General features: G+C 55.8%; 6 protein-coding genes, 1 tRNA gene and 1 pseudogene. 2 read left to right on the top strand and 6 right to left on the bottom strand.

Features of this window, described 5'->3' with window-relative positions:
* Nucleotides 1–20: 20 nt before the first annotated feature.
* From HMPREF3138_RS13055 to HMPREF3138_RS13030, 6 genes are all read right to left on the bottom strand, one after another.
* On the bottom strand, nucleotides 21–1,316 hold the full coding sequence (locus HMPREF3138_RS13055) for an MFS transporter (RefSeq protein ID WP_038877911.1): 1,296 nt from the start codon (nucleotides 1,314–1,316) through the stop codon (nucleotides 21–23).
* Nucleotides 1,317–1,572: 256 nt separating this feature from the next.
* Nucleotides 1,573–3,006 (bottom strand): C25 family cysteine peptidase, encoded by a 1,434-nt coding sequence (locus HMPREF3138_RS13050; protein WP_038877913.1) that lies wholly within the window; start codon nucleotides 3,004–3,006, stop codon nucleotides 1,573–1,575.
* Nucleotides 3,003–4,325: a hypothetical protein gene (locus HMPREF3138_RS13045; protein ID WP_038877915.1), complete on the bottom strand. Its 1,323-nt coding sequence runs from the start codon at nucleotides 4,323–4,325 to the stop codon at nucleotides 3,003–3,005. Before HMPREF3138_RS13045 ends, HMPREF3138_RS13050 begins: the two co-directional genes overlap by 4 nt.
* A 16-nt stretch (nucleotides 4,326–4,341) precedes the next feature.
* A complete protein-coding gene (locus HMPREF3138_RS13040; protein ID WP_038877917.1) occupies nucleotides 4,342–8,055 on the bottom strand; it encodes an NACHT and WD repeat domain-containing protein in 3,714 nt (1,237 codons plus the stop codon).
* On the bottom strand, nucleotides 8,052–10,115 hold the full coding sequence (locus HMPREF3138_RS13035) for a CHAT domain-containing protein (protein ID WP_139145152.1): 2,064 nt from the start codon (nucleotides 10,113–10,115) through the stop codon (nucleotides 8,052–8,054). The genes HMPREF3138_RS13040 and HMPREF3138_RS13035 overlap by 4 nt, the downstream gene beginning before the upstream one ends.
* Before the next feature lie 358 nt (nucleotides 10,116–10,473).
* Nucleotides 10,474–10,549, bottom strand: a tRNA-Asn gene (locus HMPREF3138_RS13030).
* A gap of 570 nt (nucleotides 10,550–11,119) precedes the next feature.
* Here HMPREF3138_RS13030 and HMPREF3138_RS13025 point away from each other — a divergent pair.
* Together HMPREF3138_RS13025 and HMPREF3138_RS27150 are read left to right on the top strand one after the other, a co-directional pair.
* Nucleotides 11,120–12,238, top strand: a complete 1,119-nt coding sequence (locus tag HMPREF3138_RS13025; RefSeq protein WP_038877920.1) for a branched-chain amino acid ABC transporter substrate-binding protein — start codon at nucleotides 11,120–11,122, stop codon at nucleotides 12,236–12,238.
* A 125-nt stretch (nucleotides 12,239–12,363) separates the two neighbouring features.
* Nucleotides 12,364–12,491: pseudogene (locus HMPREF3138_RS27150) on the top strand (branched-chain amino acid ABC transporter permease LivH); the annotation flags it as partial.

Here is a 12,491-nt window from a genome sequence, read left to right as displayed (position 1 = left end):
ATTCCTTTTGCGATGGAGGCTTAGCGCGCGGTTTGCAGCGGCATGGCGATGCGGCGATACAGATACAGCGTCGCCAGCAGGGCGCACAGCGCGGCGAAGCTCATCCAGTAGCCCGGTGAAGCCTTGTCGCCGGTGTATTCGATCAACGCGGTGGAGACCACCGGCGTAAAGCCGCCGAACACCGCCGTCGCCAGGCTGTAGGCCAGCGAGAATCCGGCCACCCGTACTTCAGTTGGCATGATCTCCGTCAAGGCCGGGATCATCGCGCCGTTGTACAGGCCGTAAATGAAGGACAGCCACAGCAGCACGGCCAGCATCATGCTGAAGCTGGGGGCGGCGGCGAGCAGGCTCAGCGCCGGGTAGGCGGTGGCCAACGTCAGCAACGTCATGGCGACCAGCACCGGTTTGCGGCCGAAACGGTCCGACAGCGCGCCGCCGATGGGCAGCCAGATGAAGTTGGAGATCGCCACCAGAAGGGTGACCAGCAAGCTGTCGGAAGCGCTGAGTAGCAGCACCTTTTTGCCGAAGGTCGGCGCATAGACGGTGATCAGGTAAAACGCGGTGGTGGTCATGGCGACCATCAGCATACCGGCGATCACCACCGGCCAGTTTTTCAGCAGGGTTTTAAACACGTCGCGCATCGCCAGGTGGTGACGGCGGGCGGTAAATTCCTGCGTCTCTTCCAGCTTGCGGCGCAGGATGAAGATGAAGGGAACGATCAGGCAGCCGAACAGGAACGGAATGCGCCAGCCCCACTCGCGAATGGCGCTTTCTTCCAGCGCCGCATTGAGCGCGAAGCCCATGGCCGCCGCCACCATGATAGCCACCTGCTGGCTGCCGGACTGCCAGCTGGTGTAGAAGCCTTTACGGCCTGGCGTGGCGATCTCGGCCAGATAAACGGACACGCCGCCCAGCTCCGCGCCCGCCGAGAAGCCTTGCAACAGGCGCCCGCACAGCACCAGCAGCGGCGCCCAAAGCCCGATGCTTTGGTAAGAGGGGATCAGCACGATCAGGAAGGTGCCCGCAGCCATGATCGACAGGGTCACGATCAGCCCTTTGCGGCGGCCGACTTTATCGATGTAAGCGCCCAGCACGATGGCGCCGATCGGGCGCATCAGAAAACCTGCGCCGAATACCGCGAAGGTCATCATCAGCGAGGCGAACTCGCTGCTGGCCGGGAAAAAGGTGTGTGCAATGTAGGTGGCGTAAAAGCCGAACAGGAAAAAATCGAACTGCTCTAAAAAGTTGCCGGAAGTGACGCGCAGGATCGCGCCGGTTCTGGCCCGGGTGGTCATGGGTGAGGTAGAGGAATGCATCTTTATCTCCAGTTTGTTATGGGCGCCTGACGCCGCGCCTGTCGCTGAAGACTCGCTCAGGAAAATAAACTAAATAAGCGCAATAAACGCATGGCGCGATGCGTTTGACGCATCAATCGGCGTTAACAATGTTGCCTAACCCGGTGTAACGTGGCGTTAACAAATTTATTGCTCACCGCCCGCGGCGTAGAACGCCGAAAACGGCATGCGCATTTTGTGACAGGGTTCATAAAGGGGCTGCGGGGTATGGCGATACTTACCCGCTCACATGATCCTGCTCTGGCTTCAACCTAACCGCGGGATCGCCCAATACGACGTAATTACGAATATCATCGCGCGCGATTTGCAATGCCAGCAATTCAGCGGCGGGGACGGCCTGTCCATTCAGTTTGTTATTCAGTTTTTCCAACAGCCTGGTGCTTAGCACCCCCCACTGCCCGTTGAAAGCGTCGGTGGCCATACCGACGCGTTGGCCGGAAAGCAAGCGATGGATGACGTCTCGAAATCGTTGGGGCTGCGCCATACCGATTTCAGAAAGGAAGCTGGATGCCCACACCCGATCAATATGCCCCAGAGAAGCCAGAACGCCTCCCTGGGGAAGCGTCATGAGTTTTTGCGGCAGGCGGGCCGTCATCGCATGCGGCGCAATGCGAACGCGATCCGCGTCAGAGTGAAAGTTATCGAACGCCGGTGTACCGGCGCCATAGCAGGCAAAAAACAAATGGATCATGCCATGAACGTTGGCATGCTCTGGAATATCTTGCGCGGCAAACCAGTGTTCATGGGTGATATCGCCATAAGCAGGCCAATCCTGACACACCAACGCTCCTTGATGTTCCGCCAGTCGAGGGTCGCCGGCCTGAAAGGCCATGCCGTGCGTGCCCGTGATCAGCAGCGAAGGCGGGTTATGTGGGGCGCTGAGCAGGTGGCTCAGGCAGGCTTTGGTTGCTTGCTCGCTTAATGAACTGTTTAACGCAAAGCGATACTTTTCACCCAACGGCCCGAGTGAACCTGTGCCAGTGCCAAAGGGGGTGGCGACATGCTTGATGAACAACTGGGTGGCGCGATCGAAATCATGGCGGGTCGCGAACAGTTCAATACGCCGAGCTGTTTTGCGAGTGGCATCTGTTTCATGGGCCACGACGCTGTCTGCATAGGCGGTAAATTCTTCAAGCGTGGGGAAATCCAATCGCCCAACCCCGGCGACGAGATCCAGCGCATATTGAAATTCAAACGGAATGGCCTCTGGCGAACCGATCAGGACAAGATAATAAGGCATGCCGAGATCGGGGTTAATCATGTCTAATGAGGAACCATGACGATTAAGCCAGCCGCTGGCGCTTTCACCCTGTCGGTAACCGTCCGGACCGGCGAAGATGCGGAGTGTGCCGCCGGCCTGCCGCCGTCGTAATTCAATCAGGGGGGCCAGCGCGGCCAAATGAGGTGCAGAGTCCCTATTCGCGGCGAAGATGAGCCCCCAGCCACTTTCGGACAGTTGGTCGGCATCGAAACCGAATTGCAACCCCAAATGCGCTCTGTCGGGAAATGCCGCGCCGACGGTTTGTCCGAGCAGTGATTCAGCTGCAGACTGATGCTGCTCGTGCTGGCCCATGCCCCCGGTTTCCAATGGCAACCCCGTATCAGCGTGAATGCCGAAAGCCAGTAGCGGCATCCGTTCTTCGTCAATCATGATGCGTCCGCCGTTTTGAGCGCCGCTTGCCAGAGCAGATGAGCCACTTCGGGGCCGGCAATATCGCTGTGCGAGCCGGAGATGCCGTCGCCATGGCAAATAAAATTGCTGCTGTTCACGTTATAAATGTGAGCTGGAACGAAGGCATAGGCGCCGGCACCTGACAATAGGGTAATATTGTGAACGGTGGGTATGCCACAAATGCCCAACGCGCCAATTGCGGCATAGCGCGGGGGAAACATATAGGCGACCTGGCCTGCCACCCCTGCAGCCCAGGGATAAAGTTTGCCGACGGCCATGTCGCTGTCCGAGCGCGTAGCCACGAAAGGACCGCTGATTTTCTTATCCACCAGAATGTTATTGAAGAATCCGGCCGTTTCATGTGATGTAGGGAGTGATGAGGTAAAGGACCAGATAGACATGGCGCCTTGGACCAATACGCAAGAGTTTATCGGGAATGGCAACGGCGCAGCGCCTGAGGGGCCCGCAATGGCCGCGCTGGCGACAATGCAACCGAAACTGTGTCCCATCAGGTGGATGCGTACGGCGGGTGAGGCTTGCTGCATAGCGCGCAGCAGAGGATGCAGCCCTCTTTCACCGACGTCTTTGGCTCTTTTCTTCATCGTCCAAAAGGTTAATTGCCGCAGAGGCGCCAGTAACGGGTTGTCGCCGACATCATTACCGAAGGCCACATTATTGACGGCTTCAGCCACGGTTTGATCGGGATCGAAAGGCAGACGATCGGCGGAGCCTTCACCCGGTGCGCCGTTGGCACCCAAATCCAGTGCGGCATTGAGCTCTAAATAGGCCGCACGCAAGGTGTCGGATAACGTCATTGACGCGGAGTCTGTGCGTACTTCATCAAAGATTTTATACAATGCCGCCCGAACTTCCGGTGTGCCGCCGAGCTCCTCGATATGGAAGTCGATCCTTTCTCTCAATGTCTGAGTGTTTGCAGGGGAGAAACTGGTGTCTGAGGCCTCTTTTTCATCCCCCCATGCCAGACTGGGCCAATGAAAGCCAATGTGCATTTCTTGAAACGAGGGGATTTGTTGCTGCATATGCCGGCGATCTTCATCCAGCGAGGCAAAAGCGCCGATCCAACTGTCAAATTGAGCGAAGGCTTTGGCCTTATCCTGATGCCAGCCGTGGCAGCGAATGAACACGTCGGTAATGCCGTTCTCCACCAGGGATGACAGCATCAACTCGCTCAGTTTGCCGTTAGGTGCATCGGGATCGTTATCTTGTTCCGCGCCGTTTTTATCGGTGACAATCATGAAATAGCGTGTATCCGTTGTCGGGATCGTGCGGTATGGCATACAACCTCCTAAAAAGTCATTTCGGTGGATTGTCGGGGCAGGGTGCGTTAATGGACGCGTAGTGGAAGTAATTGTTGATTTCTTCACGATCGAAGTTCTGGCGATTGGCCAATTTGCAGGCCTGTTTTACCCAACTTTCCATGCGCAGATCCCAAATGGCTGTCCCGGCGCTTGATGAAGAAACCAGCCATTCTCCATCCTGAGAAAGGGCGAGGGCTGTGATTGGCGTCGTGTGGAAATCTTGAACGATGCGCATGGCTGAACCTGCGAAGAGCAAGGACAACTGCCCCTTGTTGTCCGCCATGGCGACGATGTCGTTACCACTGGCAGCCAAGAGATGGGGGATAAAAAACGAATCGTTTTTCTTCTGTGTGAACGACCAGCGCTTTCCATCAAATTTTGCCAAATACATCTTGCCTGAAAAGTCGCTCAGCAGCAGGGTGCTGCCTGAAGCGTCGAACGCCAGGGTTTCGATCGGTCCGAGAGTATCGGAAAGCGCGTTTTGAGCCAGAATGGTACGACTGGGGACGAGTTCAGGTGTATCACGCGACTTCGGGTTGAATACCCATGAGACGATTTCGTTCTTCTCACTTACGGTGATGATCTCTTCACTGTCGGGTCTGAACCAAGGCAAGGGAAAATAGATGCCGCTCGGGGTTTTAATTTCTTGGCACGTGAATCCAGAGGCGGCTGATGCGGTGAGGCGATACAGTTTATTGGCGAGCTCTCGCCCGTTCTTGCCGACGAGGGTGACCGCCAGCAGGGTGCCGGCATCATTGACGCGAATGGCGGCGATGCGGCGGCCTGGCGGTTGCAGCAGGCACGCCAGCGGCTCGCCTTGGGAAGGTGAAATCAGCACATTACGAAACACCGTAACGCCTTGTTGTTGTGCGGCAAAGAGCGTCGCGGTGGAGGTTGACCAGGCGAGAGCGACGACGTCCGATACTGGCAACTGCCGAAGGCGCGTTGGTTGGCCGGTATTGGTGTCCAACCGATATTGCGTCAGCCCCGTAGCCTGCACGGTGAATATTTGACGATTTTCTGTACCGTCGACAAACAGTGCAGGCTCGCGGGAGCTAAGCAAAAATTGCCCGAACGGATGCCTGTCAACGCGCAAATTGACTCTGAGTATGTCGCCGGCTTCACTGGTGACATAGGCGTTCTGCTCATCAGGCTCGGTCGCGACGCTCACCAACTGCCGCGGAAATTGCAAAAGGGTGCGGTTGGCGGGAGCGGCGGCATTATTGTTCGAAAATGGCCACAATTTGAGGCTTCCATCCCAGCTTAACGACAAGAGGTCTCCATTTTGCAGATATTTGAGTTGTGCGACGGTTTGCTGATGCGCGTTGATAATCGTTGGCGAGTAAGAGAACGACGATTTTGGCAAGGGGCCGTCGGCTCGCGGCGAAACATCCTTTTCGACGTTATTCTTGGTCGGAGAAAGGCGTGAAGTGTCCCAGATATAAATGTAGCCATTCCTGCTGCCGGCGGCGATGAGTCGCCCATCGGGGCTGATATCAATGCTGTAAAAGGTTTTGCTGTACTCGGCATCTCGTGCGATGGTCGCCAACTGGACGGACTGTTGTGATTTATCTTGGTTAAACGTCTGCCATTTGACTGTCATGCTGGTGGCGATGGTGACCTTATCGGGTGCGTTCTTGGGGGTTGTGGCGGCGATCGCCATTACGGCGTTGGTTTTCTTCTTGGTGGGTTGTGACAATAATTCAAACTTGGCCTCGGATATTTTCCAGGTGGCCAGCGTACCGTCTTGATATCCGGCAAAAAGCCAGTTGTCGGTGGCGGTGAGGGTGCGTACCTTGCTGCTTACAGGTTTACCCTTGTCACTCACGGGCTGATTCAGCGGAGCTCCCACGGTTTTTTTTGTTGTTAGATCCCAGATGCGGATCGTTCCGTTGATATCACCGATCGCCAAGAGGTGGGGCGTAACGAATGCTAATGCCGCAATGCCTTTGGGATGCGCTTGCTGTATCTCTCTGAGGGGGATTAATTCGCTATTTTCTCCACAGCTCTTTATCGAGTAACGGCCACTGCCGATCTTGGCGCTAACGCATTCGTTATTGCGGATTCGCACTACGGTGGTTTGGCCATCGCCGAGCGTTGCAATGTGTTCAAGTTGCCTATAGCGGCCGAGATAGTCGCCGAGCAACGTTTGAAACTTGAACGTTGGCAGATTGCCTGCGTTGGCTGGTAACCGTAACTGCGCGCCGGCCGCGGTGGCTAGGGCTTCCAAACTTGGAATGGGGTGATCGTTGAGAATGGAAAGAATACCGGTTTGAATGGCGAGATAATTCAACGCGAGCTTGGTTTTCTGTTGTTCATCGGCGCTTTTGTCAACAAAGAAACCAATAATTATCGCCAAAACGGCGATGACTAAACCCGAAGCGCAAAAAAGCTGCCGTTTCCTGCGGCGATACGACGCATACGCCGCGAGGAATCGCGCCTCGACTTTTGAATCAGGAGCATCGCCTTCCGCCAGCCTCATTTTTCGTTGGGTACGGTATGGCAGGGCGCGAAAGTAATCTGGTTTTTCGCCGTCCATATGCCATATCCGCGCCTGTTTTTGCCATTCTTTCAGATTATTGTTGCGCCACTCTTCTATGCTGCGGCGTACGGGGCCGGCTAAACGATCGTGCGCCAATTCATACCACATGTCGTCTTCACGGCTTTGACGACGGATGAGATGGTGCTCCTCGAGCTTTTGAATTTCCTGAAGTGATGGCCCGTCCGTGCTTTGCGGGCTGAAGATCACGGCGGAGCGGCGCCCACTTAACGTCAGCAGATACCGGTCTATCCAATCTCCCAACGTTCTGAATCTATGGGGACCTTGCGCCGCCAGATTGAGCGTCTTGGTGCAATAATCCAGTAAGGCATTGTCCGGGTTATATCCCGTCACGTCGGCGACGCGAACCTCACAGACCTGCCGCTCGGTTTGGCTTAAGGTGTTCCACAGATCCGTGCAGACAACCTGCAGCTGTACCGGTTCCACGGTTTTACTCGGGCGTGCGCCTTCCGGCGCTTTAATCAATTCGCTGACCAGCACCTGCGCCGCATCTGTTCCGTCTTGCACTGGAAAAGCGACGCCCATGGCTTCTGCCGGCCCCTTGATGGCGGCGACGGCTTGCTCGACCGACAACAGGTTTAAACGGTAGGTGTTGTTAAGGCGGGTGGGAATATCATCTCGGAAATCATCAAGCCAGGAGAAGTATTCTTCTCGCATGCTGATGAGAAGCCAGATGGTTCTTTCGTCGTTTGACAGCAGTTCTTTCAACTGCTGGAAAAAGACTTTTTGCCGCTCAGGAGTGACATTGCAGGTTAGCACCTCCTCAAATTGATCGAGCACTAAAAGAAGACGCTTCGGCGGATCAGATTTAGGCAGAGTGATACGGTTGAAGTAGGTAAGAAGCGTATCATTGGGGCGAATCGAGCCAAAACGACCTTGTTCCAGGCGCTGCAAGAGGGAGGCGACCGGATCGGTATCATCGGCCTGCGCGATGCGCTGCACGGGTAAAACATGGAACCGTGTTGTCAGCGTGGATAAAAGGCCGTTCTTGGCCATCAAAAGCGAGGTTTTACCCGCTCCGGAAGGGGAGTACAGCACGATTATCCGGTCCGAGATTAAGCGCCATTGCAGTTGCTTAATGTCCGCGTCGCGGCCGAAGAGCGTTTGTTCGGCGCTAAAAGGGCTGGGGCCTACGTAAGGAGCCTTCATGAGTCCTCCTGCGTACGGGCATTTAATTCCGCCATAAAGGTGGCAACGTCCCCCCAGTACAGACGCCATTTGGCCTTCCTTTGCAGATATTTTTCGATATAGCGGCGTGCGCTGCCGGGATCAAGAATACTGTTTGGATCAATCTGCACGGAAAAATGTTCGTAGTCTTTCTGTAGGTCATTGCCTTCCAACAGTAAAAGGCTGCGAAACAGTACCCGAAACTCCCAGGATTCAGCCTGCAGGCCGACAAACAGCAGCGCGCTGCTGTTCAGCCTGGCGCGCACGTAAGGGGGAATGGCGTCTTTGGCGGAAGAGACTTTGGTCAGGTAGTCAAAAAAATGATCTTCGGTTAACACCAGCGATTCTGGTTTGGATAAATCCCCGAAGAGCTTGAGCACAATCGGATGGGTCTCGGTGCCTTCGTCCGCCGGGCCGGCAGGGGCTCGGGTGACATAATTGGCATCGCAAATTTCAGCGGGCTCATTCCACTTCATGAGGCGTACAGTCGGAGTCGCGCCTTGTTCTTTGAGGGCATCGACCAGTAGATCGCTGGGATCGGTGGTGATGTAAAGTGGGAGTTTATAGCCGGCCAATATTCGCAACGGGTCGAGAGGGTTACGGGCGCGGATTTTTTGCCCCACTACTGAAACCAACTCCCCCAGTGAAGTGTATATCTTTGCTTTTTTTAACCCCTTTAGCCGGTCGGGCACATCGTCAGGATATTTCTCAAGTATTCGTCCATAGACATACCTGTAAAGTTCTTTCCTGAGATAGGCACCTTGCCGCGTCACGGCAAGGTATTGTGCAATCTGCGGCAGCCCCTCTATGTCGTGTCCGCCTAACGGGTAGTGGTAGATTTCCCCCCATTCACGCGCCAGTTCACGCCGCGAGCCGAACAGCGCTTCGTTCATGCTCGGACCGAGGATAGGAGTGCTGTCTTGGCTGGTAATATTGTCGACGATTAGAGCCCAGGGATCATCTTCACCGTCGGCGATACTGAATCCGGGGGGATACCAAATACGCGCATTATTCAACCGGGTAAAAACGACGGGGATCCACCAGTCCGGCGAGTCCATGATTTTTGCCCGAGCACTGGCGGTAGCGCGATCGACTTCGCCATGCTCCGCCAGCTGTCTGAAAAACTCCGGGATAAATTGCGTTGCCGCAGACATCGAAAGCTTGCCCTGCATCGCCAATACCGCCGGCACGCCCTCTTTGGCTAACATGGGGCCCAGGGCGACCAGCGCGTCGCGTGCGGGATTGCCGGCACCGGCGCTTTGGCAGGAGCATAGGACGACCAAGCTGGGAATTCTTTCCAGCGCGCCCAAACGCGCGGCGAAATCTTCGCCGGTGACGCTGGCGGCATTCCCGGCCTCATCTTCCAACCACAACACGGCGCCTTGCTGCCCGACAATGCCGTGGCACATGAGATAGATAATGTCGGCTCCCTCTTTTATGCCTTCGATAATCGCCTGGAGCGTCGCGCTTCCGCGCCGCGTGAGCGTGGTCAACGGAACATGACGCAGCGCATTTTCAGCGAGCTCCTGCTCTTGAGGAACGTTGATGGGCGTGAAGGTTTCCGATAGGCCCTGAGGATTAGCGATGGCTAATAGTGCCTTAATGCCTTGTTTAGGGCGCAACATCGGGAGGCGGTAAGTTCGGGCCGCCAGATAGCGCGAAAAAACGCACTGATTGCTGCGCAATAGATGTGTGGCTGTATCGGTGGGATCAACCAGCGTTTCCCAAGGGAGGCTGTGCAATATGGATGCATTTGAATCGATAAGTAGGCGTATTTTTAGCGTGCTTTGCTGATGATCGGAAAATGCCCGTGCGGATGTAAATGCATCACGCAGCGCAGGCGGCATAAACAGTGATTCCGATAATAACTGGCCCATTCTTTGCGGGTTGCCGGAATAAAATGTCGGATCGTGGATGTTTAATGCCAGCGGGATGAAAGGAGTAATATTTTCACTTTCGTCAAAGCGCTGTCGAAAGCTGGCTTGAAATTCATCGAGTGAATTCCGTTGAAACACGATCTCAAGTTCCGCATAGCCTTTCATGATCGCCCTCCGACAGTGGGTTGTCGACAGCATTGATGACCGAAGCGAGAGGGGGGGAGGCGAAGAGTAGCCCAGTGTATTTCAGCACGTAGTTATTTAGATAACTGATTTTTCTATTTAATATTTAGCTGAGATCCTGGGTGTTCAGAGCGTCGCCGACCAGTTCGTGACGGTATAATATACATCTAGCTTGAATAAGGATTTCTGTCCAATATGGCGCGGTGTTGATGAAGAGCGCTTCGCTAATGAAATAAAGTAAGGACGGAAATTAATAGATAAATAACGATGGGATGAGTGACATCGTACTATGCAAAGCAAAAAGCCCGCTCGGGTTTCCCTGAGCGGGCTTCTCTAAATATGGCTCCTCTGACTGGACTCGAACCAGTGACATACGGATTAACAGTCCGCCGTTCTACCGACTGAACTACAGAGGAATCGTGTGAACGGGGCGAATAATAGCGGGGCGCCTGGGGTTTGTCAAAGCGCTAAACTGCAAAAAAAGCGCGTTTGCTGAGGGAATGAGCACCTTGCGCTGTTTTTCGGCATCTTTCGCCGGCAGGCGCTGATTTTTCCCGCCTGTCTCGTTGTCGCATCGCTTGCACAAGCCCTTGCACGGCGATGGTGCAGGGCCACTCACCCTCTCACGCTAGCCGTACGGCCTTGCCCCCTGTTATCCCTGCCACACGCCGCGCCGCAACTGATATGTAGGATGAATAAGCAAACAATATGTATTCGTCGTCACAATGGCTGGATTTTTGCTTACCCATTTTTGGGGAATGCGACTGCGCTCTCAAGAAAATTATTTTCCCCGTCTACACATAAAGTGAAAGTTCCGCGCCCCCGGGCGTTCCGCTATACCCGTCATACTTGACGCTGCCTCGGTGTTGGCTGCGAGCATTTACCCCGGTCACTGACCTTGAGTCAGCTCTCGGGGCTCATGCTCTTGCCGCCTGGATGCAACGCCAATTATCTAGGGTATTAAAACAGTGCTGAGGAAGATAACAATGTCATCGAAATTGATAAAAAGTCCGCTCGCTGCTTTGCTCATCGGTTGTTTAGGTACGGCGTTTTCCGCGCAGGCCGATATCGTCATCGGCGTCGCCGGGCCGTTCTCCGGGCCGAACGCCACCTATGGCGATCAGTATTGGCGCGGGGCTTCGCAGGCGGCGGCGGACATCAACGCCGCCGGCGGCATCAAAGGGGAAAAAATCAAGCTGGTGCAGGGGGATGACGCCTGCGAACCGAAACAGGCGGTCGCGGTCGCCAACCGGCTGGTGGATCAGGACAAGGTCTCGGCGGTGGTCGGCCACTTCTGTTCCTCATCCACCCTGCCCGCTTCCGAGGTGTATGACGAGGCCGGCATCATCGCCATCACCCCCGGCTCCACCAACCCGCAAATCACCGAGCGCGGCATGAAGACCATGTTCCGCATGTGCGGGCGCGACGATCAGCAGGGCGCGATCGCCACCAACTACATGCTGGATACTCTGAAGGCCAAACGCATCGCGGTGATCCACGATAAAGACACCTACGGTCAGGGGCTGGCGGACGCGGCGAAGGCGGCGATGAACAAGCGCGGAGTCAAAGAAGTGCTGTATGAGGGGCTGTCGCGCGGCGAGAAAGACTTCAACGCGCTGGTGACCAAGATCGCCTCGGTCAAGCCGGACGTGGTCTACTTCGGCGGCTGCCATCCCGAAGCCGGGCCGCTGGTGCGCCAGATGCGCGAGCAGGGCGTGACCGCCAAGTTCTTCTCCGGCGACTGCGTGGTGACCGAAGAGCTGGTGACCGCCGCCGGCGGGCCGCAGTACACCAACGGCGTGCTGATGACCTTCGGCAACGATCCGCGCCTGATCGCGGAAGGCAAGGCGGTGATCGCCAAGTTCCGCGCCAGCGGCTTTGAGCCGGAAGGGTACACCCTCTACTCCTACGCCTCTATCCAGGCGATCGCCGCCGCCTTCAACGCCACCGGCGGCAAAGACAGCGCCAAGGCCGCCGAATGGCTGAAGTCGCACGACGTCGATACCGTGATGGGCAAAAAAGCCTGGGACCAGAAGGGCGACCTGAAGGTCTCGGACTACGTGGTCTACCAATGGGATGACAAGGGTAAATATCACCAGCTGTAAACGGCCGAACATTGAGGTTGTAACCCCATGACCGACGGGCTCGCCGCCCTGGCGAGCCCGTTCCGCGATGACCTTTGGGCCGCGTCGGACTACGTTGGCGGCCTTACCAGGCGAGACTGCTCATTATGGATGTCTTCTTTCTGCAACAGCTGATCAACGGCCTGACCCTTGGCGCGGTGTATGGCCTGATCGCCATCGGCTACACCATGGTTTACGGCATTATCGGCATGATCAACTTCGCCCACGGCGAGGT

The sequence above is a fragment of the Serratia sp. HMSC15F11 genome (assembly GCF_001808215.1).
Lineage (GTDB): Bacteria > Pseudomonadota > Gammaproteobacteria > Enterobacterales > Enterobacteriaceae > Serratia > Serratia nevei.
This window is presented reverse-complemented; position numbering and strand designations above follow the sequence as displayed.

What these genes read in the sequence shown, in the direction of transcription:
- HMPREF3138_RS13055 (WP_038877911.1), bottom strand. Translation starts at nt 1,316, where the DNA reads ATGCATTCCTCTACCTCACCCATGACCACCCGGGCCAGAACCGGCGCG.
- HMPREF3138_RS13050 (WP_038877913.1), bottom strand. Translation starts at nt 3,006, where the DNA reads ATGATTGACGAAGAACGGATGCCGCTACTGGCTTTCGGCATTCACGCT.
- HMPREF3138_RS13045 (WP_038877915.1), bottom strand. Translation starts at nt 4,325, where the DNA reads ATGCCATACCGCACGATCCCGACAACGGATACACGCTATTTCATGATT.
- HMPREF3138_RS13040 (WP_038877917.1), bottom strand. Translation starts at nt 8,055, where the DNA reads ATGAAGGCTCCTTACGTAGGCCCCAGCCCTTTTAGCGCCGAACAAACG.
- HMPREF3138_RS13035 (WP_139145152.1), bottom strand. Translation starts at nt 10,115, where the DNA reads ATGAAAGGCTATGCGGAACTTGAGATCGTGTTTCAACGGAATTCACTC.
- HMPREF3138_RS13025 (WP_038877920.1), top strand. Translation starts at nt 11,120, where the DNA reads ATGTCATCGAAATTGATAAAAAGTCCGCTCGCTGCTTTGCTCATCGGT.